This window comes from Streptomyces sp. NBC_01275, assembly GCF_026340655.1.
Taxonomy (GTDB): Bacteria; Actinomycetota; Actinomycetes; order Streptomycetales; family Streptomycetaceae; genus Streptomyces.
The window spans coordinates 6,277,232-6,303,311 of sequence record NZ_JAPEOZ010000001.1 but is presented as its reverse complement, the minus strand read 5'-3'; the positions used below and the strand labels follow the sequence as shown (position 1 = coordinate 6,303,311).

23 protein-coding genes are annotated in these 26,080 nt (G+C 71.2%); 9 read left to right on the top strand and 14 right to left on the bottom strand.

Going from position 1 to position 26,080, the window contains the following annotated elements; translation table 11 throughout:
- Positions 1-55: 55 nt before the first annotated feature.
- From OG562_RS28020 to OG562_RS28005, 4 genes are all read right to left on the bottom strand, one after another.
- Complete coding sequence (locus OG562_RS28020) at positions 56-1,087, bottom strand: ABC transporter permease (protein WP_266402577.1); 1,032 nt, start codon at positions 1,085-1,087, stop codon at positions 56-58.
- A 168-nt stretch (positions 1,088-1,255) separates the two neighbouring features.
- Positions 1,256-1,378 carry a hypothetical protein gene (locus OG562_RS28015; protein ID WP_266402576.1) on the bottom strand — a complete coding sequence of 41 codons (123 nt, stop codon included), beginning with the start codon at positions 1,376-1,378 and terminating at the stop codon, positions 1,256-1,258.
- Positions 1,379-1,780: 402 nt separating this feature from the next.
- A complete protein-coding gene (typA, locus tag OG562_RS28010) occupies positions 1,781-3,688 on the bottom strand; it encodes a translational GTPase TypA (protein ID WP_266402574.1) in 1,908 nt (635 codons plus the stop codon).
- A 208-nt stretch (positions 3,689-3,896) separates the two neighbouring features.
- Complete coding sequence (locus OG562_RS28005) at positions 3,897-6,095, bottom strand: ABC transporter family substrate-binding protein (RefSeq protein WP_266402573.1); 2,199 nt, start codon at positions 6,093-6,095, stop codon at positions 3,897-3,899.
- Between the two features lie 300 nt (positions 6,096-6,395).
- Between OG562_RS28005 and OG562_RS28000 the strand changes: the two genes are divergently transcribed.
- Genes OG562_RS28000 through OG562_RS27985 form a run of 4 tightly spaced genes read left to right on the top strand, consistent with a single transcriptional unit; the run spans position 6,396 to position 10,351 of the window.
- Positions 6,396-6,686, top strand: coding sequence for a hypothetical protein (locus OG562_RS28000; RefSeq protein WP_266402571.1), 291 nt, complete (start codon positions 6,396-6,398; stop codon positions 6,684-6,686).
- Positions 6,687-6,744: 58 nt separating this feature from the next.
- A complete protein-coding gene (locus tag OG562_RS27995; RefSeq protein ID WP_266402569.1) occupies positions 6,745-7,581 on the top strand; it encodes a hypothetical protein in 837 nt (278 codons plus the stop codon).
- A gap of 17 nt (positions 7,582-7,598) precedes the next feature.
- Positions 7,599-9,584, top strand: a complete 1,986-nt coding sequence (locus tag OG562_RS27990) for a fumarate reductase/succinate dehydrogenase flavoprotein subunit (RefSeq protein WP_266402568.1) — start codon at positions 7,599-7,601, stop codon at positions 9,582-9,584.
- Complete coding sequence (locus OG562_RS27985; protein ID WP_266402566.1) at positions 9,581-10,351, top strand: succinate dehydrogenase/fumarate reductase iron-sulfur subunit; 771 nt, start codon at positions 9,581-9,583, stop codon at positions 10,349-10,351. The genes OG562_RS27990 and OG562_RS27985 overlap by 4 nt, the downstream gene beginning before the upstream one ends.
- On the opposite strand, the gene OG562_RS27980 is transcribed toward OG562_RS27985, so the two are convergent.
- From OG562_RS27980 to OG562_RS27970, 3 genes are read right to left on the bottom strand one after another with little or no spacing between them, the layout of a single operon-like run.
- Positions 10,332-10,667: a hypothetical protein gene (locus tag OG562_RS27980; RefSeq protein ID WP_266402565.1), complete on the bottom strand. Its 336-nt coding sequence runs from the start codon at positions 10,665-10,667 to the stop codon at positions 10,332-10,334. The two genes, OG562_RS27985 and OG562_RS27980, sit on opposite strands and share 20 nt — an antisense overlap.
- A 4-nt stretch (positions 10,668-10,671) precedes the next feature.
- Positions 10,672-11,688 (bottom strand): phosphotransferase family protein, encoded by a 1,017-nt coding sequence (locus OG562_RS27975; protein WP_266402563.1) that lies wholly within the window; start codon positions 11,686-11,688, stop codon positions 10,672-10,674.
- Positions 11,689-11,712: 24 nt separating this feature from the next.
- On the bottom strand, positions 11,713-12,915 hold the full coding sequence (locus tag OG562_RS27970) for a hypothetical protein (RefSeq protein WP_266402560.1): 1,203 nt from the start codon (positions 12,913-12,915) through the stop codon (positions 11,713-11,715).
- A gap of 154 nt (positions 12,916-13,069) precedes the next feature.
- On the opposite strand from OG562_RS27970, the gene OG562_RS27965 reads away from it, so the two are divergent.
- Positions 13,070-14,623: a hypothetical protein gene (locus OG562_RS27965; RefSeq protein ID WP_323187563.1), complete on the top strand. Its 1,554-nt coding sequence runs from the start codon at positions 13,070-13,072 to the stop codon at positions 14,621-14,623.
- A gap of 97 nt (positions 14,624-14,720) precedes the next feature.
- Here the strand turns inward: OG562_RS27965 and OG562_RS27960 are convergent, their stop codons facing one another.
- From OG562_RS27960 to OG562_RS27935, 6 genes are all read right to left on the bottom strand, one after another.
- Positions 14,721-17,360: a SpoIIE family protein phosphatase gene (locus OG562_RS27960; RefSeq protein WP_266402558.1), complete on the bottom strand. Its 2,640-nt coding sequence runs from the start codon at positions 17,358-17,360 to the stop codon at positions 14,721-14,723.
- 343 nt (positions 17,361-17,703) lie between these two features.
- Positions 17,704-18,132 (bottom strand): ATP-binding protein, encoded by a 429-nt coding sequence (locus OG562_RS27955; RefSeq protein ID WP_266402555.1) that lies wholly within the window; start codon positions 18,130-18,132, stop codon positions 17,704-17,706.
- A 112-nt stretch (positions 18,133-18,244) separates the two neighbouring features.
- Positions 18,245-18,667, bottom strand: coding sequence for a (deoxy)nucleoside triphosphate pyrophosphohydrolase (locus OG562_RS27950; protein ID WP_266402552.1), 423 nt, complete (start codon positions 18,665-18,667; stop codon positions 18,245-18,247).
- A 46-nt stretch (positions 18,668-18,713) separates the two neighbouring features.
- Complete coding sequence (locus tag OG562_RS27945; RefSeq protein WP_266402550.1) at positions 18,714-18,917, bottom strand: SPOR domain-containing protein; 204 nt, start codon at positions 18,915-18,917, stop codon at positions 18,714-18,716.
- Between the two features lie 406 nt (positions 18,918-19,323).
- A complete protein-coding gene (locus tag OG562_RS27940; RefSeq protein WP_266402548.1) occupies positions 19,324-20,076 on the bottom strand; it encodes a GntR family transcriptional regulator in 753 nt (250 codons plus the stop codon).
- A 187-nt stretch (positions 20,077-20,263) separates the two neighbouring features.
- Positions 20,264-21,550, bottom strand: a complete 1,287-nt coding sequence (locus OG562_RS27935; RefSeq protein ID WP_266402546.1) for a DUF4190 domain-containing protein — start codon at positions 21,548-21,550, stop codon at positions 20,264-20,266.
- A 166-nt stretch (positions 21,551-21,716) separates the two neighbouring features.
- Between OG562_RS27935 and OG562_RS27930 the strand changes: the two genes are divergently transcribed.
- A complete protein-coding gene (locus OG562_RS27930; RefSeq protein ID WP_266402545.1) occupies positions 21,717-22,298 on the top strand; it encodes a Uma2 family endonuclease in 582 nt (193 codons plus the stop codon).
- Between the two features lie 75 nt (positions 22,299-22,373).
- Here the strand turns inward: OG562_RS27930 and OG562_RS27925 are convergent, their stop codons facing one another.
- Positions 22,374-23,792, bottom strand: a complete 1,419-nt coding sequence (locus tag OG562_RS27925; RefSeq protein ID WP_266402543.1) for a DUF234 domain-containing protein — start codon at positions 23,790-23,792, stop codon at positions 22,374-22,376.
- A gap of 427 nt (positions 23,793-24,219) precedes the next feature.
- On the opposite strand from OG562_RS27925, the gene OG562_RS27920 reads away from it, so the two are divergent.
- From OG562_RS27920 to OG562_RS27910, 3 genes are read left to right on the top strand one after another with little or no spacing between them, the layout of a single operon-like run.
- Positions 24,220-24,609, top strand: a complete 390-nt coding sequence (locus OG562_RS27920) for a CPCC family cysteine-rich protein (protein WP_266402541.1) — start codon at positions 24,220-24,222, stop codon at positions 24,607-24,609.
- A complete protein-coding gene (locus OG562_RS27915) occupies positions 24,606-25,337 on the top strand; it encodes a HEAT repeat domain-containing protein (protein WP_266402539.1) in 732 nt (243 codons plus the stop codon). Before OG562_RS27920 ends, OG562_RS27915 begins: the two co-directional genes overlap by 4 nt.
- 3 nt (positions 25,338-25,340) lie before the next feature.
- Entirely contained in the window at positions 25,341-25,973 is a 633-nt protein-coding gene (locus OG562_RS27910) for a DUF6000 family protein (RefSeq protein ID WP_266402537.1), read from the top strand.
- Positions 25,974-26,080 lie beyond the last annotated feature (107 nt).

Genomic DNA, 26,080 nt, shown 5'->3' with positions numbered 1-26,080 from the left:
AAAACCAGGGGGTAAAACAGGGGTACTGCGGCGAGTGCGGTGCCGAACTGCCCGGTCAGCGGGCCGTCTTCGGGTCGAAGGCGTCCCTGACCGAGTCCCCGAGCAGGTTGAAGGCCACGATGAAGATGATCATCGAGACGCCGGGGAAGAACATGTAGGTGATGTCGTTCTGCATCACCAGCTGGGTGGACGCCTTGGAGAACATCTGCCCCCAGTCCGGGGTGGGTTCGACGATGCCCACCCCGAGGAAGGACAGACCGGCCTCGGCCGTCACGAAGTTGGGCAGCAGATACGTCGACTGCACCAGCAGCGGGGTGACCACGTTGGGCAGGATCTCCTTGCTGATGATCCGCCACGGCGAGGCCCCGCTCACCTTGGCCGCCTCGATGAACTCCCGTTCCCGCAGGGCGAGCGAGGTGCCGCGCAGGATGCGGGCGAGACTCATCCAGCCCAGGAACCACTGCACCGCGATGAGCGCGACGACCCGGACGTACGTCGGCGTCTCGTCGCGTGGGCTGACGAACAGCGAGACCACGACGGGCATGCTCGCGATGAAGAACAGCTGGGCGGGGAAGGCGAGAAGGAAGTCGATGAGGCGGCCGATGAAGTAGTCGGTCCGGCCGCCGAGATAGCCGGCCGCGATGCCCAGCAGGATGCCGGTGACGACGACCGCGACGGTGACGGCGACGGAGATCGTCAACGAGGTGCGGACGGCGTAGATCAGCTTGGTGAAGACGTCGTAGCCGTTGCCGGGTTCGAGGCCGAACCAGAACTCGCCGCTGATCCCGCCGTTGGGCTGCACCGGCACGCCCGCGCTGTCGAACAACTCCGGTCGCTCGTCGGCGTACACGGTGTACGGGTCCTTGCCGTACAGCTTCGCGATCAGAGGGGCGGCCAGGGCGATCAGGAAGAAGAAGCCCACGACGTAGGCCGAGATCACGCCCGTGCGGTCGCGCTTGAAGCGCAGCCACATGAGCCGGCCGGGGGACCGGCCCTCGGGCACCTTGGCCTCGGTCGTCGAAGGCGGCTGGTCGCCGTCGGCCACGACCGGCGTGCCGCCGCCCTCAATGTCGGTAGGACTCGTCACAGTTCGCCCATCTCACAGGTGTGGGTGTGCCGAACCGGCGAGGGGCGCGCGGTGGACGCGCGGTCGCCGACCGGTTCGTGAAGGGACGTCAGAACACTCCGGGACGCGGGGAAACCCGCAGCCGGACGCGCGTAGTCGAACGGCCGCACTGAACGGCCGAACGGGAACTCAGTGACAGCCGCCGGACGCCGGGACGATCCGGCCCACGGTGAACGGCGCGGTCGGCACAGCCGACTCGGCCGCCGTGGGCTGCGGGAACGGCACGGACCGCAGGAACGACATGGACCGCATGGGGATCCTCCTCGTGACTCCACGTGTTCACCGACAGGAGAGGGCGCTCGTCTGTCCTCCGACACCCCTGACGGAGGGTCAGACACCCCCTGGTGCTCGCGAGTCGGCGCTGTCCCCACAGCGCGAGACCCATTGACCCGAGCGTTACGCGGCTAACTATCTGCCATGCGGTCAGATGCCGACCACCGTCTTTAAATCTCAATTCAGTCACAGCTGACGCGTAGATCTTCCAAAATCCGGACAAACACTCTGCCGCGAGAAGGCCACGAAACGGACTTGTTACATGGGTATCGGTCGCGGGTCTCCGGATTCCGGACGGTCGACCCCGAAAAATGGGTTGCAAAAAGCCCGGGCGCCCCCACCATGGGGGCACCCGGGCCTCAGCCGTGAACTTCCTTTGGATCAGCCGTGCTTGGCGCGGCTCGCCGTGCGGGCCCGGTCACGCTGGTCCAGCACGACCTTGCGGATACGGACCGCCTCCGGGGTGACCTCGACGCACTCGTCGTCGCGGCAGAACTCCAGGGACTGCTCCAGGGAGAGCTTGCGCGGCGGCACGATCGCCTCGAACGAGTCGGCCGAGGACGACCGCATGTTCGTGAGCTTCTTCTCCTTGGTGATGTTCACGTCCATGTCGTCGGAGCGCGAGTTCTCGCCGACGATCATGCCCTCGTACACCTCGGTGCCGGGGTCGGTGAACAGGACGCCTCGCTCCTGGAGGTTCGTCATCGCGAAGGCGGTGACGGCGCCGGCGCGGTCGGCGACCAGCGAGCCGTTGTTACGGGTCGTCAGCGTGCCGAACCACGGCTCGTGGCCCTCGTGGATGGAGTGGGCGATGCCCGTGCCCCGCGTGCCGGTCAGGAACTCGGTCCGGAAACCGATGAGACCACGGGACGGGACGACGAACTCCATGCGGACCCAGCCGGAGCCGTGGTTGGACATGTTGTCCATCCGGCCCTTGCGGACGCCCATGAGCTGCGTGACCGCGCCCATGTGCTCCTCGGGCACGTCGATCGTCATGCGCTCGACGGGCTCGTACGTCTTGCCCTCGACCTCCTTGGTGACCACCTGCGGCTTGCCGATGGTCAGCTCGAAGCCCTCGCGGCGCATCTGCTCCACCAGGATGGCCAGCGCCAGCTCGCCGCGGCCCTGCACCTCCCAGGCGTCGGGGCGCTCGGTGTCGAGCACGCGGAGCGAGACGTTGCCGACCAGCTCGCGGTCCAGGCGGTCCTTGACCTGGCGGGCGGTGACCTTGCGGTCCTTGACCGCGGCCTTGTTCTCCGCGCCCTTGCCGGTGCCGCCCCGGCCGACCAGCGGCGAGGTGTTGGTGCCGATGGTCATGGAGATGGCCGGCTCGTCGACCGTGATGAGCGGCAGCGCGATCGGGTTCTCGGGGTCGGCGAGGGTCTCGCCGATCATGATGTCCGCGATGCCGGCGACGGCGCAGATGTCACCGGGGCCGGCCTTCTCGGCGGGCTTGCGGGTGAGCGCCTCGGTCATCAGCAGCTCGGTGATGCGCACGTTGGACATCGTGCCGTCGCGCTTGATCCAGGTGACGGTCTGGCCCTTGCGCAGCTCGCCCTGCTCGACGCGCAGCAGCGCGATACGGCCGAGGAAGTTGTCGGCGTCCAGGTTGGTGACGTGCGCCTGGAGCGGGGCCTCCTCGTCGTACTCGGGGGCCGGGACGTGGGACAGGATCGTGGAGAAGAAGGGCTCCAGGCTGTCGCTGTCGGCCGGGACGGTGCCGTCCTCCGGCTTGGTCAGCGAGGCCACGCCGTCCCGCGCACACGCGTAGACGATGGGGAACTCGATCTGCTCCTCGTCCGCGTCCAGGTCGAGGAAGAGGTCGTACGTCTCGTTGACGACCTCGTCGATCCGGGAGTCGGGGCGGTCGGTCTTGTTGATGCACAGGATGACCGGCAGGCGCTGCTGCAGCGCCTTGCGCAGCACGAACCGGGTCTGCGGCAGCGGGCCCTCGGAGGCGTCGACGAGCAGCACCACCGCGTCCACCATCGACAGACCGCGCTCGACCTCGCCACCGAAGTCGGCGTGACCGGGGGTGTCGATGATGTTGATGGTGATGACGTCGGAGCCATCCTTCGGGTGGTACTTCACCGCCGTGTTCTTGGCCAGGATCGTGATGCCCTTCTCACGCTCCAGGTCGTTCGAGTCCATCATGCGGTCGTCGAGCGACTCGGCGGCATGCGCGGCGAAGGCACCGGCCTGCTTGAGCATGGCGTCGACCAGGGTGGTCTTGCCATGGTCGACGTGGGCGACGATGGCGACGTTGCGGATGTCGTGGCGCGTGGCCATATTGCGGCGATCTCCCGGAGTGAAGGACGGCCCTGCTGCGTACGTCTGTGGTACGCGGACCCTGCCGGGCTTGACATGCCACGGCCTCACCCCATGGTACGTGGCCCCGCGGGGGACGGCCTCCGCAGGGCCACGCAAGGCCCCGTTCGGTCACTTTTCCGGTGCCTCTGCGGTCGTTGCGTCGGTCACTTCCGGATCGTTTCCTCGGTCATTTCTTCGATGGGCTCGCCGAGGCCTTCGTGCCCTTCTTCAGGAAGCCCATGTCCTCGTAGACCGGCGTCTGGAAGCCGAACGCGCCCGCGTTGGCGACGTTCTTCTTCGCGGCCGTGAGCTGGGGGCGCTGGTAGAGAGGAATCGATCCGGCAGCGGCCCAGATGCGGGCGTCGGCCTTGCGGATCAGGGACCGCTCCTCGTCCTCGTCCAGCGTGGCGATCGCCTGGTCGAACAGCTGGTCGACCTGGTCGGTGCCGACCCGGGTGTAGTTCTGCTCGACGCTCAGCGACCCGTCGGCGGCCGGCACCGGCTTGGCGTAGATCGGGCGGGCGTCGGTGGCCGGGAAGGCGGAGGCGGGCCAGGAGTACAGGGCGAGGTCGTACTGACCGGAGGCGACGTGGTCCTTGAAGTAGCTCTCGTCCGAGACCTTGGTGATCTCCGTGCGGATGCCGACCTTCCGCAGCATCTTCGCGATCCGGTCGGCCACCGTGCGCAGCGAGTCCGAACCCGCCCCGGACGGCAGCACGAACCGCAGCGACAACGCCTTGCCGTCCTTGGCCAGCACCCCGGCCGAGGTGCCCGCCGGAGCGGCGGTGCCCTTCGGGGCGTACGCGCCGGCCGCGCCGCCCTGGTGCGGGTGCTGGTACTGCCTGCCGTCCTGCGCGAGCTGGCGGCCCCCGTCGCCGTGCCGCTCGCCGTCGCCGTCCGTCTCGCCACGCGCCTTGTCGTCCTCGCCGACGATGTACGTTCCGTCGCCGTCGGCCGCGTCGTCCGCGCCGGCCTCGCCGTCATCGGACGTCTCGCCCTTGCCGCCGGCCGCCTCCTCGCCCTTCTTCCGCTCCTTGACCGGGCCCCCGGGCACCCACCCGGCGTCGGCGAGCAGCGCCTGCGCCTCGGAGGTGTCCTGGCCGCCCAGCGCCCCGCTGTTGTCGGCGTAGGCGTCCTGCCCGGACAGCGCCAGATGGCTGCCGACCGGTACGGCGGGCAGGCCCAGCGGCTTCAGGGCGATCTTCGCCAGCTCCTTGCGGTTCAGCGCCCGGGCCACGGCCCGCCGCACCCGCTCGTCCGCCAGCGGACCGTCGGCGCCGTTCAGCGCCAGCTGCGTGTACGCGGGCTCCAGCGATCTGCGCACCTCGAAGTCGCGCAGCGCCTTCTGCTGCTTCTCCCACTTCGCGATCGCCTTGAGGAGCTTCTTGTGGGCGTACAGCTCGCCCTCGGCGGCCTCCTCGTCGGAGCCGTGCGCCAGCGCCCAGGACCGCAGCGCCTTCGCCGCGGTGCGTCCGGCGCCGGGACCGCCCAGCGGCCCCGCGCTGCCGTGCGCCGCGCTGTCGACGCGCTGCGCGGTGGCGGGGTCGATCTCGGCCAGCTCGATCTTCCCGGCGGCCAGCGCGGCGGCCCGCTTCTCCCGGGGCACGGCCTTCAGCACGATCTCGGTGAGCTTGGCCGGACGGCCCCACCAGCGCGGGTTGCGGGTGAGCCGCACCTGGTCCTTCTTGCGATCGACCTTCTTCACCACGAACGGCCCGGCGGTCACCTTCAGCTTGCGCCGCGCCCCGTCGTTGAACGAGTCGGGCGTGCCCATGACGCCCTTGGGGTAGAGCGGCGAGAACAGGGACTGCCAGTCGGAGTAGGGCCGGCCGAAGGTGACCCGGACCTCCAGGTCGTTGGCGCCCCGCTCGATCTTCTCGATGCGGTCGTAGCCGGCGTTGCGGGCGGTCCAGTAGGCGCTGTCCTTGCCCGACAGGGCCCGCCACTGGGCGGCGAAGTCGGCGGCGCCGATCTCGCGTCCGTCGCTCCAGACGGCCTGCTGGTTCAGCTTGTACAGCACGACCTGCTTGGGCTCGGTGTCGACGACCTTCGCCGACTCCAGATAGTCGGCGTTGCGCTGCGGCCGGCCGCTGGCGGAGAGCCGGTACATCGACGGCAGGACGGCCTGGGCGACCCGCGTGGTCGTGGCGTCGGCGTCCGACTGGAAGGTGTTGAAGGTCTCCGGGATCGCGTCCACAGCCCAGTGCAGGGTGCCCCCGTCCGCCACCTGGGCCCGTCCGGCCGCGGCGATGTCCTGGCGGGCCAGCGGTTTGCCGGCCTCGTCCTCGGCGCCGCAGGCGGTCAGCAGGGGCACCGCGAGCACGCCCGCGGTGAGGAAGGCGACCGAGCGCATGACCGCGCGCAGTCCAACGCCGTCGTGGGACATCTCTGGTACCTCCGGGGGAGCCGCTGCCGCCGGTGACACGGGTGCGTTCTGATCACGTTTGGCGGTATTTTGGAGTTGATCAGATCTACGGCTCACTGAAGAGGAAAGGGTTCGCCTGCCGGGAGCGACACGGCGACGAGGACACGCAAGCCCACCCGTGCGGAGCAACCGAGAGCCATCCGGGGGCCCCGCGTCCGCCAATCGCTGCACACGCCTTCACACCGACCGGTGTGACGCGCAACACTCGCAGGCGCATGAACGTTGCCGTCCCGGGCACCGCCCATGGAAGCGAGGTACGTCATGTCCGTGCACGACGACCTGACATCGGTCCAGCGCTGTCTCGACGACCTCTCCCGGTCCGTCGGCCGCCTGGAGCAGCAGCTCGGCAGCGGCGGCCTGGAGATGCGCCGCGTCCGCACCGACTCCGACCACCTGAGGGAGAGCGTCGCGCTGCTGCGCGAGGCCGCCGCGGGGCCCGCCGCCCCGGCCCGGCCCCAGCTGGTCACCATCCCCGACACCCCCTACGACGACAGCCTGTGGGTGGACACCGACGACGAGGGACTGGGGGCCCGCGACCGGCACGCCCCCTGACGCGCGCCCGGCGCCCGCGCCCGGCACGCACGCCCCCTGACCCGACCGGAGTCATACGTTGGCCACTGGTACGGAACCCCCAGCCACCGAACCCCATCCCCGAAGCGGCGGCGTGCACTCCGCCACGCGCGCCGCGATCACCCCCCGCCATCTGCGGACCGACCGCTGGTGGCTGGCCCCCGCCGCCACCGCCGCCGGGCTGCTCGCCTTCATCGTGTACTCGACATGGCGGGCGTTCGCGAACGCCGACTACTACGCGGCGCCGTACGTCTCGCCGTTCTACTCGCCGTGCCTGGCGGAGAACTGCCGGACCATGCGCGCCGGACCCAACGCCGACCTCTTCGGCGGCTGGTGGGGGATCTCCCCGGCGATCATCATCCTGATCTTCCCGCTCGGCTTCCGGCTGACCTGCTACTACTACCGCAAGGCCTACTACCGGGGCTTCTGGGCGTCCCCGCCGGCCTGCGCGGTGGCCGAGCCGCACGCGAAGTACACCGGCGAGACCCGCTTCCCGCTGATCCTGCAGAACATCCACCGGTACTTCTTCTACGCGGCGATCGTCGTGGCCGGGATCCTCACCTACGACACCGTGCTCTCCTTCCGCGACGAGCACTACCGCTGGGGCCACATGGGCCTGGGCACCCTCGTCTTCCTGCTCAACATCACGCTGATCTGGGCGTACACGCTCTCCTGCCACTCCTGCCGGCACATCGTCGGCGGCAAGCTGAAGCACTTCTCCCGACATCCCGTGCGCTACCGGGCATGGCAGCTGATCGGGAAGCTGAACGCCCGCCACATGCAGCTGGCCTGGGCGTCGCTGGTGAGCGTGGCGCTCGCCGACTTCTACGTGTACCTGGTCGCTTCCGGCGCCTTCGACGATCCGAGGTTCTTCTAGATGAGTGGGGCCAACTGATGTCCGTGGTCGACCGCCAGGAGTGGGACGTCGTCGTGGTCGGCGCGGGAGGCGCGGGCCTGCGGGCCGCCATCGAGGCGCGCGAGCGCGGCGCCCGTACGGCCGTCATCTGCAAGTCGCTGTTCGGCAAGGCGCACACCGTGATGGCCGAGGGCGGCATCGCCGCGGCCATGGCCAACGCCAACGAGCACGACAGCTGGCAGGTGCACTTCCGCGACACCATGCGCGGCGGCAAGTTCCTCAACCAGTGGCGGATGGCCGAGCTGCACGCGCAGGAGGCCCCGGACCGGGTGTGGGAGCTGGAGACCTGGGGCGCCCTCTTCGACCGCACCGCCGACGGCCGCATCTCCCAGCGCAACTTCGGCGGCCACGAGTACCCGCGCCTCGCCCACGTCGGCGACCGCACCGGCCTGGAGCTGATCCGCACCCTCCAGCAGAAGATCGTCGCACTCCAGCAGGAGGACCACCGGGAGACCGGCGCATACGAGTCCCGCCTGAAGGTCTTCCAGGAGTGCACGGTCACCCGCATCCTCAAGGACGGCACCGGAGTCTCCGGCGTCTTCGCCTACGACCGTGAGACGGGCCGTTTCTTCGTCCTGGAAGCCCCCGCCGTGGTGATCGCGACCGGGGGCATCGGCAAGTCCTTCAAGGTCACGTCGAACTCGTGGGAGTACACCGGCGACGGCCACGCGCTGGCTCTGCTCGCCGGCGCGCCGCTGCTGAACATGGAGTTCGTGCAGTTCCACCCGACGGGCATGGTCTGGCCTCCGTCGGTGAAGGGGATCCTGGTCACCGAGTCCGTCCGCGGCGACGGCGGCGTGCTGCGCAACTCCGACGGCAAGCGGTTCATGTTCGACTACGTCCCGGACGTCTTCAAGGAGAAGTACGCCGAGTCGGAGGACGAGGGCGACCGCTGGTACGAGGACCCGGACCACAACCGGCGTCCCCCCGAGCTGCTCCCCCGCGACGAGGTCGCCCGCGCCATCAACTCGGAGGTGAAGGCGGGCCGCGGCTCCCCGCACGGCGGCGTCTTCCTCGACGTGTCCACGCGGATGCCGGCGGAGGTCATCCGCCGCCGACTGCCCTCCATGTACCACCAGTTCAAGGAGCTGGCGGACGTCGACATCACGGCGGAGGCGATGGAGGTCGGGCCGACCTGTCACTACGTGATGGGCGGCATCGCGGTCGACTCCGAGACGGCCGCCGCCCGCGGGGTGCCCGGCCTGTACGCGGCCGGTGAGGTCGCCGGAGGCATGCACGGCTCCAACCGGCTCGGCGGCAACTCCCTCTCCGACCTGCTGGTGTTCGGCCGCCGGGCGGGCCTGCACGCGGCTGAGCACGCGGCGGGCGTCCCCGCGAGGTCCCCGGTGGACGACGTACAGATCGACGCGGCGGCGGCCGAGGCCCTGCGCCCCTTCTCGGCGGAGCTCTCGGCCGAGGCGGAGAGCGGGGAGCCGTCCGCGAGCACGTCCGCGGCCACGTCCGCGGGCACGCCCTCGAGGCCGCCGGAGAACCCGTACACCCTCCATCAGGAGCTCCAGCAGACCATGAACGACCTGGTCGGCATCATCCGTCGCGAGGGCGAGATGGAGCAGGCCCTGGAGAAGCTCGCGGAGCTGCGCGTCCGGGCCCGGCGGGCCGGGGTGGAGGGCCACCGGCAGTTCAACCCCGGCTGGCATCTCGCCCTGGACCTGCGGAACATGCTGCTGGTCAGCGAGTGCGTGGCGCGGGCCGCGCTGGAGCGCACCGAGTCGCGCGGCGGCCACACCCGCGAGGACCATCCTGCGATGGAGCGCCGGTGGCGCAACGTGAACCTGCTGTGCCGGCTCGTCGACCCGACCGGCGGCCTGGCGGCGACGGACCCGGTCCGCGGCCAGATCGACCTCGCACGGGAGAACACCGAACCCATCCGAACCGACCTGCTCGCCCTCTTCGACAAGGAGGAGCTGGTCAAGTACCTCGCCGAAGAGGAGCTGTACGAATGAGCAGCTACACGGCCCACTTCAGGGTGTGGCGGGGTGACGTCGGGGGCGGCGGCCTGGAGGACTACAAGATCGAGGTCAACGACGGCGAGGTGGTCCTGGACATCGTCCACCGCCTCCAGGCGACCCAGGCCCCCGATCTCGCCGTCCGCTGGAACTGCAAGGCGGGCAAGTGCGGTTCGTGCTCGGCGGAGATCAACGGGCGGCCCCGGCTGATGTGCATGACCCGTATGTCGGTGTTCGACCGCGAGGAGACGATCACCGTCACTCCGCTGCGCGCCTTCCCGGTGATCCGCGATCTCGTCACGGACGTCGGCTTCAACTACCAGAAGGCCAGGGAGGTTCCGGCGTTCGTGCCGCCGGAGGGGGTGGGTCTCGGCGAGTACCGGATGATGCAGGAGGACGTGGACCGCTCGCAGGAGTTCCGCAAGTGCATCGAGTGCTTCCTGTGCCAGGACACCTGTCATGTCGTGCGCGACCACGAGGAGAACAAGACGGCGTTCGCGGGCCCGCGCTTCCTGATGCGGGTGGCGGAGCTGGACATGCACCCGCTGGACGCGGCCGAGGAGTCCGGCCTGGACCGCAAGCGCACGGCCCAGGACGAACACGGCCTCGGCTACTGCAACATCACCAAGTGCTGCACGGAGGTCTGCCCCGAGGGCATCAAGATCACGGACAACGCGCTGATCCCCTTGAAGGAACGGGCGGTCGACCGCAAGTACGACCCGCTGGTGTGGCTGGGGTCGAAGATCAGGAGGCGGTCGTCGTAGACGTCGGGGGCAGTCCGGGCGTGCGGCCGGGACGCCTGGCGAGCGCCTGAACGGCGAGCCCGGCGAAGTTGACGGCCATCCCGACGAGCGGGACGTAGAAGTTCACCGCCAGGTCGTCGGAGCCCAGCGGGCCCAGGAACATGAAGAGACTCAGGCCCAGGGCGCTCATCAGGACGCCGGTGCCCCAGAGCCTCGGCCGCAGCACCAGCACGCGGCCGAACGGCGGCACCCACTCCCGCGTGACGGCCGCGACGCCGACCGCCGTCGAGGCCGTCACGCAGACGACCGCCGTGATCACCAGAGTCCAGTGCAGCATGCGGTCATGGTCCCACCAGCTCCAGCACCCGCAAGAGATTTGACTCGGCGATGGCCCGCATTTCCGCAGGCCTTGGGAAATCGCCGTCCAGCAGGCGCAACGGCCCTGCGACGAGGGAGACGTGCATGGCGAGCCGGTAGAACGCCAGCCGGTCCTCGTCGAGTTCGAGACCGGGGGCGCGCAGCCGGTCGTACCACTCGCCGAAGCGCAGGGCGAGGAAGACGTGTTCGTGCTCGACGTCGAAGTACATCAGACCCTCGACGTCGATCAGGACCGGTTCGCCGTCGGCGGTCAACAGAACGTGGTCGGGGCCGAGTTCGCCGTGGATGAGGGTGTACCGGCTGCGGGGCTCGACCGCGGCGGCGAGGTCGCGCACCCGCTCGGCGATCGCCTCGCGCAGGACGCCGATGCGCGCGTCCCGGCGGGCGGCCTCCTCGACGTCGCGCAGGGCCCCGTCGAGGACGGCCTGGACGCAGGAGGTGCCGTGCGAGGAGAGGCCCGCGTCGACGACGGCGACCTTGCCGTAGCGGGGGCCGGCGTGGGCGTGCAGCGCGCGCAGCTGCCCTGCCAGCCGGTCCACGATCGGGGCCGCCGCGGCCGGGTCCCGGTCCAGGGCCTCCTCCAGGCTGCCGCCCCGGACGTCCTCGACGACGACCGCGTCCGCCGGGAGGTACCGGCGGTCGGGGTCCACCAGGAGCAGCCGGGGCGCACGGACCCCGGCGGCCGTCAGCCGGTCGTGGGCGGCGACGAACAGGTCGAGGCCGGTGGCGGGCGAGAAGGGGGCGCGCGGGTCGGGGGCGGCCACGCCCGCGCCGGCCTCCGGGTCGTCCCAGTAGTTCTCCTGCGGCGACCAGACGTACGCGATCGCCGTCGAGCCGTCGTCGTACGCGAGCCGGTAGGAGCCCTTCTTGGTGCCGCCGTGCACCCGGCTGACACCGGCCAGGGCGCGGTGGGGTCCCGCGGCGGCGGCAGCGAGAGGGGCGAGGTCGGACAGGGCGAGATGCTGCCGGATACGGGTCACCGGGCCAGTCTCGCGTCAGGCGGCCTACCGGACCCAGCCCTTTTCGTACGCCGTCCAGTCGGCCTCCGTCGCCGCGAAGTCGACGTACGCGGCCACGCCGAAGTGCGCGCGGCCGGCGTCGGTGCGGGACAGCCCCAGGCGGACGCCCCGGACCGCGGCGGCGACCGTCTCGGCGTGCGCCCAGTGCCCGAACCGGTTCTCGTGGTAGAAGGGCAGGCCCATCAGCAGGTCGGTGGAGGGCGGGGTGACCTCCAGGGCGAGGGAGGTCTGCTGGGCGACGTAGCCGCCGTAGGTGCTCTCCAGCGGCTGCATGGTGTCGTACGACATCACGGCGATCTGGTCGACGCGGCGCGCGACCTGCCCGAAGAACCACTGCGACCACCACTTCGGATGACCGGTGGTCGCGCCCCAGAAGGAGTGGAAGCCGGGGACGGGGTCGATCTGGTGGGCGGCGACGGAGAGTTGGGCGTGGTGCGCGCGGGTGAGGGCGTGCAGTGAGTCGAGGAGGGCGAGGTAGTCCCGGTCGCCGGAGTGGAGGGGTTCGAGGTCGAAGTGGACGCCCTCGAAGCCGGCGTCGAGGATCTCGCGGGCGGACCGCACCACGGCGGACCGCGTCCCGGCCCGCTCCAGCCGCATGCCCGTCGGTCCCTCACTGGCGAGCACGTCCCCCAGCCAGGCCTGCACCCGCAGGCCGGGAGCCTCCCGATGCACGGCCGCTATGAACCACCGCGCGTTCGCATACGCGGACTCGGGAAGCGTGCCGTCGTGCTCCAGCGGACCGGCATGGACGTAGAGATCGCGCATGCCGGTGTCGCGCAGACGCCCGGCCAGCGCGCGCACATCGGCCTCGCCCTTACGCCCGTCGACCCAGGCGTGCCCCAGCCAGACGGCGTCCCTGCCCCGGGTGTACGTCCCGTCGGCGGGGTCCCCCAGGTAGTTCACGCCGAGCGCGACCTGGACGACGACGAGGGGCGCGAGGAGCACCAGAACGAGGGCGAGGCCGGCGCGACGCCAGCGCCTACGGCGTCCACGCCGCCGAGCCGCCTCGGCCGCCGCCTCGTCGGGGGCGGGCGGCCCCGGCGAGGCCTCTTCGCCGTCATCGGGCGCGGGGCGGATCTCCCCCTTCGCCCCCGGGTCCTGGCCGACCTCCGCCCCCGGGTCCTGATCAGCCTCCGACCGCGGCTCGGTCCCGGCCTCCGTCGGCCCCGTGCGCCCCGTCTGGTTCATCCCCGTGTCCCCTCCCGTGTCGGTCTGCCTCACGGTCCCCGAGTCGGGTGTATTCAGCTCGCGTGGCTGCATTCGCGGCCATACGCTCCGAAATGTGACGCCATCTCCGCCCCGAGGTCGAGCCCGGCATGCCAAGTCGCACATATCCGTGCGCGTGGCGCATGCCCTGGTGGGCGGTGCGGCCGGGGTCGTGTGGCTGGTGTTGCCGGGGATGACGTCAGGGGCGGACGCTCCGGTTGCGATCAAGGAGCCCGCGCCCGCCGTGTCCGCCGTGTCCGCCGTGTCCGCCCTGCCCGCCGCCGAGGACGAGACGTCCGGCGCCGACCTCGTGCTTCCCCTCGTCGCGGTCGGCGCGGTGGGTGTGGCCGCCGGATACGGGTACGTGCGCCGGGTCCGGCGGGCCCGGCGTCGGACCACGCCCGGCGGGGTCGGCAGTCCGCCGCCCCGGGCCGCGTCCCCGCCGCTCGCCGGGCTCGACGAGCGGGCCTGTGCGGCGCTGGTCGAGGCCGACGACCGACTGCGGGCCGCACGCGCCGAACTCGGCTTCGCCGAGGCCCTGTTCGGGCCGGGGGCCGTGACCCCCTTCCGCCGGGCGACCCGCGACGCCGAGAACGAGCTGGCCGCCGCCTTCCGTATGCGGCAGCGGTACGACGAGGGCGTCCCGGCGGAGGAGGCCGAACGGCGGCACGCGCTCGCCGGGATCGTGGGGCGGTGCGTGGAGGCCGGGCGGCGGCTGGACGCCGTGGCCGGGGACTTCGACCGGCTGCGCGGGCTGGAGGGACAGGGGGTGGACGCGGCGCTGGGCGTCGCCGAGGCCCGGTTCCGGGAGCTGGCCGGGCGGACCGGGGCCGTGGACGCCGTACTCGCCGGGCTCGGCGCCCGGTACGCGCCCACCGCGAGCGCCGCCGTCACCGGAAGCGTCGAACAGGCCAAGGACCGGCTGCTGTTCGCCACCGTACGGCTCAACCAGGCCCGGCAGGCGGCCGATTCGGGGCAGCCGGAGCGGGCCGCCCGGCAGCTGCGGGCAGCCGAGGGCGCGGTCGCCCAGGCGGCCGTCCTCGTCGAGGGCGTCGACCGGCTGGCCGGCGAACTACGGGAGGCGGAAGGGCTGGTGGCGGCCGCGCTGACCGGCGCGGAGGCGGAGCTGGCCGATGCGCGAGGTCGTCCCGACGCGGCCGAGGGGGCCGGCGGAGAGGGCAAGGACCCGGGCGCGGCGGCACGGTTGCCGCACGCCGACGCCGTCCTCGCCGCCGTACGCCAGGAGTCGACCGGTCGGCAGCCCGGCGATCCGATCGGCGTGCTGCGGCGGATCGTACGGGCCACCGCGCCCCTCGCCTCGGGGCGGGCCGGGGTGCTGGCGGCCGCCGGTCTGGTCGTCGCCCGCAGTTCCACCGCCGCCGCGGCCGACTTCGTCACCACGCACCGGGGCGCGGTGAGCGCCACCCCCCGCACCCGGCTCGCGGAGGCGGAACGCCTCCTCGCCGCCGGCGACCCGACGACCCGCGCGCAGGCCGACACGCTGGCCCTGGAGGCCCTGGAACTGTCCGAGCGGGACGTGCGGGCGCACGGAAACCCCTACACCGGCTCCGCCGGGGCGGGCCGTACGACCGCCGGAACCGGCGGGGCCGTCCTCGGCGGGGTCGTCCCGGCGGACGACCCCGAGAACGGGCCGCCGGCCGGATTCGGCAGACCGACGACTCCCGGATGATCCCCCGTCCGCCCCGGCCCGTCCCAGTCCGTCCCGGCCCGCCCCACTCCGTCTCGGCCCGTCCCGGTCGGGTCCCCGTCGGTCCCCGTCCGTCTCGTCAGAACAGGCTCAGCAACGCCTCCGCCGGGTCCGCGAGGCCCGTCTCGCCGTCGGGAAGCGGAAGTTCGAACCACACCGTCTTGCCGCGTGGCGTGCGGCGGGAGCCCCAGGCGGCCGACAGGAGGCCGACGAGCTGGAGTCCGCGGCCGCCCTCGTCGGTGTCCCGGGCGCGTCGGCGGCGCGGTTGGACGAGGCCCGCGTCCCAGACCTCGCACACCAGCGTGCGGTCCAGGAGGAGACGGAGCCTGATCTCGCCCTCGCCGTACCGCAGCGCGTTCGTCACCAGCTCGCTGACCAGCAACTCGGTGGTGTCGACGAGGGGTTCGAGGCCCCAGCCGATCAGCCGGGTGCGGGCGTACTCGCGGGCGCGGCCCACGCTGCGCGGCTCGCGCGGCAGCGTCCAGTCGCCGACGGAATCGGCGGGCATGCCCTGGACACGTGCCATCAGCAGCGCGATGTCGTCCTCGCCGTGGTGGGTGTCGAGGGTGTTCAGGACGTGGTCGCAGACGTCCTCCAACGGCGCCGAGGGGTCGGTGAGGGCTCCCACGAACGCGTTGAGGCCCTCGTCCAGCGGATGGTCGCGGGATTCGACGAGGCCGTCCGTGTAGAGCGCGAGCAGCGCGCCCTCGGGGAGTTCGACCTCCACCTCCTCGAAGGGCTCCCCCCCGACGCCGAGCGGCATGCCCGGCGGCACGTCGAGCATCAGGGCGGGCTCGCCGGGCTCGACCAGGACGGGGGGCAGATGGCCCGCGTTGGCGAAGGTGCACCGGCGGGTCACGGAGTCGTAGACCGCGTACACGCACGTCGCGAGGTAGACCTCGGACAGGTCGGCCTCCCGGGGGCGGCGGGCCGCGCGGGTGGCCTGCTGGACTCCGCCGGGGGTGCCGAGACCGCGCGCGATCTCGTCCAACGCCGAGAGCACCTCCGCCGGTTCGAGGTCGAGGAGGGCCAGGGTCCTGACCGCCGTGCGGAGTTCGCCCATGGCGACGGCGGCCCGCAGACCGCGGCCCATCACGTCGCCGACCACCAACGCCGTACGGTGGCCGGGGAGCTCGATGACGTCGAACCAGTCGCCGCCGACCTCGCTGGGCCGCCCGGTGGAGACGTTGCCGGGCAGATAGCGGCAGGCGATGTCCAGACCGGAGGCGACTGGGTCGCCGGGCGGCAGCAACGACCGCTGCAGCATCAACGCCCGCTCGTGCTCACGCCGGTACAGCCGGGCGTTGTCGATACAGACCGCCGCCCGAGCCGCCAACTCCACCGCCAGATCCCGGTCCCGGTCCCCGAACGGCTCACTCCCCTTGGTCCGCGAGAACTGCGCCAGCCCTACGACCGTGTCGTGGGCGACCATCGGGATGGCGAGGGTGGACTGCACGAGGCCGCCCTCCTCGCCGGGGATGGACTGCGGGCGGGCGGTGCGCAGGGCGTCCGCGCAGGGCGAGTTGAACGGGAAGTGGTGGACCGCGCCGACCGCGACGGGCGGGCCCGAGCCCGCGAAGGGGGCGTCGGAGACGGCGGAGGAGAAGGCCACCCGGCGCAGTTCGGCGCTGCCGTCGGCGAGGCCGGGCGGGGTCTCGTCGCCGGCCAGGAGGCCCTGGTAGAGGTCGACGGTGGCCAGGTCGCAGAATCCGGGCACGACGACGTCGAGAAGCTCGCGCGCGGTCGTCTCCAGGTCGAGGGAGTTCCCTATGCGGGCTCCCGCCTCGTTGAGAAGGGCGAGATTGCGCCGTGCCGCGGCGGCCTCGCGGGCGGCGGCGCGGCGGGCGGTGATGTCGGTGCCGAGCCAGGCGACGCCGATGGGACGGCCGGTGCCGCTGTGCACGCGGTAGAGGTTGATCGACCAGTGCCGGCGCTCCTCGGAGTCCGGCACGAAGCCCGTGACGTGCATGTCCGTGATGGAGTCGCCGGTCTGCAGCACCCGGCGCAGTATCGCGCTGACCCGCTCGGCCTCGGACCTGGGCAGGTAGTCGTGCACCCCCTTGCCCCGGTGGTCGTCGGGGGTCCCGCCGAAGAGGGAGGCGAACCGCTCGTTGGCCCGGCGGACCCGCAGGTCGGGGTCGATCAGCAGGAACCCGAACGGGGATTGACCGAAAATCGCCTGTGAGGCGGCGAGGTCGGTCTCGATGCTGCGCAGGGTGCGGACGTCGACGACGATGCACACGGCGGCCTTGTCGCCGTCCAGGCTGCGCGTCGGCATGACGTACACCTCGGCGAGGCCCCGCTCGCCGCGTCCGCCGCCCGGCACGGCGTCGGGGATGCGGAAGGGGACCACTCCGGTCCACTCCCGCCCGTCGAGGATCTCGGCCATCTTGCGCTGACCGCGCTCGCGCAGGTCCGGGTCGATGAACGCGTCGATGGGGTCCATGCCCACGGCCCGCTCGGCGGGGATGCCGAAGACCTGCTCGGCGCGCAGGCTCCACTGGTCGACGAGACCGTCGGGACCGATCGAGAACGAGGCGACCCTGATGTAGTCGTAGATGGAGCCGGGCGGACTGCTCTGCCACATGGCGTCACCGAGCGTCGTCCCGCCGTCCGCGAGGCCATGCCCGGCGTCGGCGGCGAGCGCACCATCGGCTTTCGCCCTCGCGCCGCCCGACGGGTCCTCGGACTCCGTGGCCTTCGCTGGTATCTCGCTCACGCGAACCGTCCCCTCCAGCTCACCGCGTCCGGCACCGGTCACCGGCAGCGGCTGCCCGCAGTATCCAGCACTACGGGTCCGCACGACACGGTGTTCACGATCACAGCACGGTCCAGGCGCTTTTTGGCCCGTCCCGCGACAACACTTCCAGTCTTCTAACCAGCGGGCACGCCGTCGAACCACACCTTCCGGAACCGACCTGCGGCCGGAACCGATCGGCGACACGGACCCGCCGTGTGTACATGCGCCTGCACACCCCCTCGTACACCTTCTGGTACTCCCGCTCGCACACCTTCCGCCACTCCCGCTCGCACGCCTTCCCGTACACCTTCTCGGGCACCCCTCAACCCGGCACCGCCAGTTCGAACCACACCGTCTTCCCGGTGTCACCCAGACGGGTGCCCCAGCGGCGCGAGGAGGAGGCCACCAGCTGAAGTCCACGGCCGCTCTCGTCCTCCGGCCGGGCGACACGCTCGCGCGGCGGGTCCGGCAGAGGGTCGGAGACCTCGACCAGCAGGACGCCCTCCAGCCCGGCCGGGCGGACCAGCCGGACGCCGATGGGGCCGGTGGCGTGCCGCAGGGAGTTGGTCACCAGCTCACTGACCAGCAGGGTCGCGACGTCGCCCAGACTGTCCAGGCCCCAGCCGCGCAGCTGGCCCCGGACGGCTCGGCGCGCGGTGCGCACCGCGCCGGGGTCAGCGGGGAAGGTCCACTCGACGCGGTCGCCTTCGGTGTCGATCACGCCGATCACTTCCCAGGCCAGCGAGTTCACCCATGTCCGGTTTAGTGGGGTTAATGGGCACATACCCGATATCCGGGGGGCATTACCGCCCCACAGGGCGCACTGTGGGCGAACGGCGTAGAGGGCGAGGCATACGCCCCGGTCAGCGAGCCCCGGCTCCCAGGTGCGCGAGGGCCTGGCGTACGGCGGGGACGTCCTGGTCGAGCCAGTTCACGTCCCAGACGTCGACGGGGGCCAGCCAGCGCAGCTCGTCGTGGTCCTCCAGCGGCGCGGGGGCTGCGGAGCCGGGGCGCAGCCGGGCGGTCCACACCTGCAGGACGTAGGGCGGCTTCAGAGGCCACTCCCCCGGGACGCGCTCCACGGCCTCGGCGTCGACGCCGAGTTCCTCGCGCAGTTCGCGCACCAGGGCCGCCTCGGGGCGCTCCCCGGCCTCGACCTTGCCGCCGGGCAGCTCCCAGCGCCCGGCGAGTTCGGGGGGCGCGCTGCGGCGCGCGGCGAGGAGGCGGACGCCGTCGAGCAGGGCGGCCGCGACCACCACGATCCGTTCCGCGGTCCGTTCGGTCATGCGCCGGAGCCTACGGGACCGCCGCGCGGGTCCGTTCCCGGCGCCGTCAGTTCCTGGTGCCCTCTTCGCTGGGGCTCGAGGTCTGGCCGATCCTTTCGACCCAGTAGAGCTGCTTGTGTCCGCGACCGTCGAGGCTGTCCGCGATCTTCTGGGCCTCGGCCCGGGTCGCGTACCGGCCCACTCGGTAGCGGTTGCCGTTGTCGTCCTGCCGTATGACGAGCCAGGGGAGGGAGAGGGCGCCGTCGTTCATCGCGCCCCTCTCTCTAGGGAAACCGCAGTCCGCATATGCCCGAGCGTACGCCTTACCTTTACTCAGCGAACACGGATTTTCACAAAGAGGTACGCAACCAGCCAAGACGGAGGGGGCGCACGAGAGAGAACGCGCCCTGCGCGCGCTGCGAGGCCTCCGGTCGGCGGGGTAACCGGCACTGACCGGACGACCTGCGAGAACGACCGGAAACGACCGGATTCCGACGCCCTGCCCCCGACTCCACGCCGGGCCGTCACCGGGGGCGATCACCGGAGGGTGTGCGCCGTCGGGCTGCGGGCGCGGGGGCAGGCGAGGTGCGCCGGGCGGGGGCAGGCGGGGTGCGCCGGGCGGGGGCAGGCGGGGACGCCGACACAGGGGACCCTTGCCCGCCCCTCCCTTCTCCCCGCTATCTCACCGGCAGGTGGTACGCCACCCGGTAGCGGTCGGCCGGGATGACCACGTCGGCCGTTTCCACCGGGCGGCCCGAGGCGTAGTAGGTGCGCTGGACGACCAGGACGACATGGCCCGGGACGCCTCCGAGGGCGAGGAGCTCCTCGGCGAGACCGGGGCGGGCTCCGACCTCCTCCGTCATGTTGTCGACGATGACGTCGATGGCCCGCATGCGCTCGACGACGCCCATGCCGCCCAGCGGGCCCTCCTCGGGCAGCATCACGGGCGTGCGGCCGGTGACCGCGAGGGGCTCCCAGGAGGTGGAGAGCATCATCGCCTCGCCGGCCTCCCGGAACACATACCGCGTGCACATCACACGGTCACCTGCGTTGATGCCGAGCCGCTCGGCGACGGCCACGCTCGCCTCGGCCTGCTCGCTGCCGGACTCCCACGTCCCGCGCGTCTGGACGTCGGCCTGCTCCTGGCGGAACGGCGTGGCCCCGCTCTCGGGGCGGTAGCCGGAGCGGGCGATCCGACGCGGCACGGGCCGCTCACGCACATACGTGCCCGAACCGGAGCGGCCCTCGACCAGCCCCTCCGCCATCAGCACCTTGCGCGCCTCGAGCGCCACGGTGTCCGAGACGCCGTACTCCTCGCGGATTCTGGCCTGCGACGGGAGTCGGGTGTGCGGTGGCAACGAGCCGTTGACGATCTTCTTGCGAAGATCCCCCGCGACCCGCAGATATGCCGGCTGCTCACCGAATGTCACTGGCCGCTCCCATCAGGTTGTACAGACAGCTACAGCCTGGCAACCGTGGGTTCAACGATGCAAGCAAAGGCCAGAGAATCACTCGATGTGATGACATGTGCCCGGGAAAGCCTTTACGCAGGCACTTTCTCCCCACTATGGGCGTGATCAACACATGGAGATCACGTCGGCGTCATCAGCATCGGCGTCACACGTCGAGCCCCCCACTGCCGCCGCCGCCCCCGCCGCCGCCCCCGCCGCCGCCCCCGCCGTCGCCCCCACCCTCGTCGTACGACGGCGGGGTGGTCGCCAGACCCAGGGCCTCGCGCGCGGCAACTGTCGTGTCGCCGTCGACGTAGTCGTAGGCGTTGTCGTAGTGCTCGTAGAACGTGTCGACGTCGGTCGCCTCGGCCGCCCCCGCCCACTCGTCGCTCGCGTCCCGCATGTCCTTCACCAGCGCGGCGACGGGCTCACGGCCCGCGCCGGACCAGGTGTGCCCGCTCAACGCCTTCGCCTGCGCTCCGGTCACGTCCCCGGTCTCGCCCGCCCAGGTCCGGTTGCTCTCCAGGTCCTCCTCGGCGTACTCCTCCGGCTCCTCGAAGAGCACTTCGTCGACGGCGGCCATCGCCTTGAGGAAGGCCAGCTGGTCGGCGTCGAGGGTCGTCGCGTCGGCGCGCAGCGAGCCGGTCAGGGTGCCCTGCTCGTCGGTGTTGGCGAAGACGCAGGTGATCTCGCGGTCGCCCCAGCTCCAGCTGTCGGAGGTGGGCGTGAGGTAGTAGACGTCGACCTCGTCGGTCAGCGCCCAGGTGTCCATCGCATACGCGTCCTGGAGGGTGTAGCACTTGTCCTCGGCCACGTCCGTGACATGGTCGTCGCCCGGATAGTCGGCCCCGGACAGCGGGATCGTGCCGAACACCTCGGCGTCGTGCCTTCCCGCGCAGGGCACCTCGTCGACGTCGTAGACGTCCTGGTCGAAGCCGGCTCCCGGCACGTCGAAGCAGTCGCCCTTGGCGAGCGAGAAGCTGCTGTTGCCGCTCGCACCCTCCTTGAACCCCTCCCAGGCCTCGGAGACGACGCCGGTGGACAGCGACACGATCCACAGCGCGAGCCCCACGGTGGACAGGATCGCCCCAGCGATCGCCATCCCCTTGCCCCGCTCTCCGCGCTTCTTGATCTGCACCAGCGCGATGACCCCGAGGACCAGTCCCACGGCCGGCAGGAAGCAGAGGACGCCCAGGACGAGCGCGGCGATGGCGACCCCGTTGACCGGCGTCGGCCGCGCGAAGGGACTGTAGCCCTGCCCCCAGACCTGATAGGGAGCACCTCCGTACGAGCCCTGGGGGTACGGCGCATACGGGGAGTACGGCCCCTGAGTCCCGTAGGGAGGCTGTTGGGCGTACGGCGGCTGGGCGTACGGATCCTGGGGTTGGGGCTGGGGCTGGGGCTGGTACGGGTCCTGGGGCTGGTGAGGCCCTGGGGGCGGGGGTATGGACACGAGTACCGTGCTCCTGGTTCGAACGATTCCGACAGCTGCGTAGAACTGCCGTACGACTGCGCGCATCGTAAGCGGGCAGCGCACCGGGGCGGAACGGCGATCTCGGGCCAGGTGCGCGGCCGACGATCTCGTGGCCCGCACCCCGCCGAATCGCTACGGTTGAGCCATGACCGCACTGCCCGACTGGATGCGCCCGCCGCGCTTGGAAGGCTGGTTCGCGGAGGACCTGGACCACCTCCCCGAGGCACCACGCCACACCGAGCTGATCGACGGAGCCCTCGTCTTCATGATGTCGCCCCAGCGGTCCTGGCACGGCCGTCTCGTCACTGCCCTGACCACGACGCTCACAGCGCAGGCACCAGCCGGCTTCGAGGTCGAGCGGGAGATGACGATCCGCCTCGATGCCCGTAACCGCCCCGAGCCGGACCTCTTGCTCACGGACCTGCCCTACGACCCGGACCGCACCTGGTACGCCCCGGAGGCCGTGAAGCTCGTCATCGAGGTCGTCTCACCCGAGTCCGCGCACCGGGATCGCGCGGTCAAGCTCCGCAAGTACGCGGAGGCCGGCATCCCGCACTACTGGTGCATCGAGGACGAGAACGGCGCCCCCGTCGTCCACGCCTACGAACTGGACGAACCGACCGGCGCCTACGCCCCTGCCGGCATCTTCCGCGGCACCCTGAAACGCCCCGTCCCCTTCGAGATCACCCTGGACCTCACCGGGCTCACCCCGCCCCGGCCCGCCTAGAAGCCGGCGCCCACGTGACACGTCTGCGGCGGGATCGCGCTCCCCAACTCCCTTGTCTTGCCCGTTATCCGCCACTCACAGCGACCAGGCGGTCAGCAAATCGCCAGGGCCGTAGACGGCATCGAGCCCCGGACAGTCGACTCCGCTGCGCGAGACCGCCACGACTGGAACGGGTTCGCCGGTGAGGGCGGCGCGGTGGCGGTGGAGAGCTGCCAGGTCGTGCCGGTCGAAGGGCGACTGCTCCAGCCACTTGATGGAGCCGACGAAGAACATCTCCTTGGCGATGGGGGCGTGGTCCGCCCCGACGATGTCGATCTCGACGTCGTTGGTACGGGTCCAGTAGCCGCCCACTGCGGGGGCCGCGGGCAGCCTGTCATCGGGCAGTATCCGCGCCAGGGCCTCGCGGACAAGGGGCTCGACGGCTCGGCCGCGCCAGCTGGTCCAGTTCTCCCGGATCCGCGCCAACGTCAGATCGCCCCGTCCCCGCTCGATCTCCTCCATGGACGGGCCGAGCAGGTGCAGCCAAAACCGCAGGTAGGGGTCTGTCACCCGGTAGCGGCGATCCTTCGACGGACGCAGCGATACGGGCAGCTCCGCCGCGACGATCCGCTTGCCCGTAAGCAGCTCCAGCGCCCGCTGCAGCGGCGTGGCCCCGATCCCGCCGGCCGCACGAGCGATGTTGGTGAAGGTCCGCTCACCACTGCCGATAGCCGCCAGCACCGTACGCGCCTGAGCCTGCGGGGGGAATTCGGCAGCCAGCGAGCGCTCGGCCGACACCAGCAGGGCCGAGACCGGGTCGCTCAGCGCCTCGCCGAGGAAATCCCACAGCCCTGCGCCCCGCGGCCACTCCGCGCAGATCAGCGGCAGACCACCGGTGACCAGCGCGGCGTCGAAGGCTTCCGCCGGTTCCAACCCGAGCATCTGCCCCACCTCGGCGGGGTTCAGCGGCCCTAGCACCATCTCCCGGCCGCGCTGATGGAAGGGGCGTCCGTAGCTGTTCAGGGCCTCCATCATCGACAGGTCGGAGCCGATGAGGACCAGCAGCACCGGCTTGGTCTCCAGCACCCGGTCCCAGGCCCGTTGCAGCATCCCCTCAAAGGCGCCGTCAGCGTCCATCAGGTACGGCACCTCGTCGATGACCAGCACGCTCGCCCCGTCGGCGGGCAACGCCGCGGCGAGCACATCGAACGCGGCATCCCAACTCTCCGGCCGCGCTGCGGCCACCAGCCCCGCCGACGGCAGTGTCGACGCTTGGGCGTCCCGGGCCAGCCGTGCCAGATCATCCCTGGGAGACGCACCGGTCGCCGCGTAGAACAAGAACGGGGCTCCGGAGCGCTCCGCAAACCGCTCGACCAGCCGCGACTTGCCCACCCGGCGCCGCCCACGCAACATCACACACCGACCGGGCCGCTCCCCGCCAACCCCTGCCGCCACCTTCTGCAGCTCTCGCTCCAGCGTCGCCAGCTCCTGCCGACGGCCCACAAAGTCCACCATGTCCGCCGACCTCCACGCATGACACTAACGACGATGTTACTAACATGGACATTAGTATGCGACCTCAGGTGCGGATGACCAGGCATGATGACAGGCGACGAGGGGTCGGCCATCCCAGCGCCATCCCAGCACGAGAAAGAATCAAGGGCCCGACTCCGAAGAGTCGAACCCTTCCCGACCTGCATGTTTGCCAGATCAGCGACGTGGTGAGATGTCACCCGCTACACGTTGAAGCGGAACTCCACCACAACCTGCCTGACTGCGGCGGAGCCCCGCGCAGGACCCTGACCTGGGATTTCCTCGTTGGCAGACGTTGGCACCCGACGGCCGTTTACGGGCGTCCCGCGGACTGGCTGCGGACTGGCTGGGTACGCCGAGGCAGAGAAATCCATGGCCCACCGGCGGGACCTGCAACGAGACTGCGCAGGTGAGCGACTCCTACCCCTGTCCCTGCTGCGGGCACCGCGTGCTCGACGACATGCCCGGCTCCCACGAGATCTGCCCCGTCTGCTTCTGGGAGGACGACGGGATCCAGTTCCGCTGGCCGACCATGGACGGCGGAGCGAACAGGGTCTCCCTGATCGAGGCGCAGCGGAACTACCAGGACTTCGGGGCCTGCGACCAACACGGCCGGCAGTACGTCCGCCCGCCAGCCGCGGACGAGCCGCTCGACCCCGCCTGGCGCCCCATCGACCTGACGCGCGACTCCTTCGAGGACTGGGAAGCCGAGGACCGAGCCCCGTGGCCCGACGACCGCTCGGTGCTCTGCTGGTGGCTGCCCACCTTCTGGCGTCGCGGTCACCCGGCGGCATCATGACGTCCCCCATCGAGGCCCTCGTCCAACAGCTCGACGGGGATGACGACGCCTCGTACGCCGCCCGCGTGCAGCTGGTCGACATCGGTCGTGACGCAACCCTCACGATCACCGACGGACTACCCGCCCTGGGCAGCTTCGGTCAGCTGACCGCCATCGAGGTCTTCGAAGAGGTAGCGGACCCACGCTGCGGCCCCGCTCTGATCGCCCTCCTGGACAGCGACGACCCGACCGTCCGGGAATGGGCGGCGATGGCCTTGGCGAGCCTGGAGATCGACGGCGCGGTCGAGCCCCTGCGCCGCGCCAATCGCGCCTGCCTGGAACGGGCGACGCCACCGGACTGGAGCGAGCCCGACGGCATCCGCTGGGCCCTGACCGAACTCGGCGCACGCAGCCCTGTCGTCCCGCCGCTCACCGCGCGCCTACGAGCCACCGCTGCGGACGACACCCCTGGCTGGCCCTCGGCTCACTTCGCCGAGATCATCAACGACCTGGCCGACCACGCCCAGGTGATCCTCTACTCCCAGGTCTGGCGGGTGGACGCGGGCCGCACGTACGGCGTCTCCGGCACCGGCCTGGACTGGGAACTCGACTGGACTGCGCCCTGGGAGCACCTGGTCGAAGAGTCCCGCACCTGGTCCCTGCTGGAAGCCTCAGAAGCCCCCGCCGGCGACAACATCTTCGTCGCCCCCACCTGGATCGACCGTACCGACCTATACCCGGAGAGGTGACCGATGCCGTTCCAGCACCCCGAGGAGATCGGCTACGGCTACGTGATCGAGCGCTACGTGACGAGGAAGGACTCGGACCACCCGCGCTACCGCGACCTGAAAAGCGGTCGTGTCCTGCGGCCCGGGTGGCCACACGCCGAACGCTTCGCCTGGCACCTCATCGACGACGCAGCCACGATCACCGATGCCGAGCTGGAGGCCCTCCTCGGCTACGAGTGGCGCTCACGCCTCACCGCCGCCTGGCTGATCGGCGTAGGCCGACGCGCCACGTTCCGCGAACGCATCGGCGACCTACTCCTGGCCAGCGAGTTCTGCTTCTCTGGCGGCGGCTACTGCTTCGCCCTGGCCCGCTTCGGCACCCACGCGGACGCCGAGATCCTCGCTTCCTACCTGGACCGCTACCTCCCCCGCCCCGACCTCCGCTACGACCAGCCCGCAGCCCTCGGTGCCCTCCTCCGCCTCGACGCCCACCTCGGCACCCACCACGCCGACCGCTTCACCCAGCCCGACGGCCTCTGGGACCAGTGGGTCAACGCCCTGGTCCACCTCCGCGACGACCCCGCCTACACCGTTGCTGAGCAGCGCCGCTGGACGGACCTCCACTGCGACTTCACCAACGGCTGGTCCCGCGCATAGTCGAGAACAGTGCCTCAGGCCACGGCGTCAGACGCTCACCTCGAAAAGACGACGTGGATGGGCTAGTCAGAGGGTCACAACGCTCCCCCCTGCCAGGTCCAGGGGGA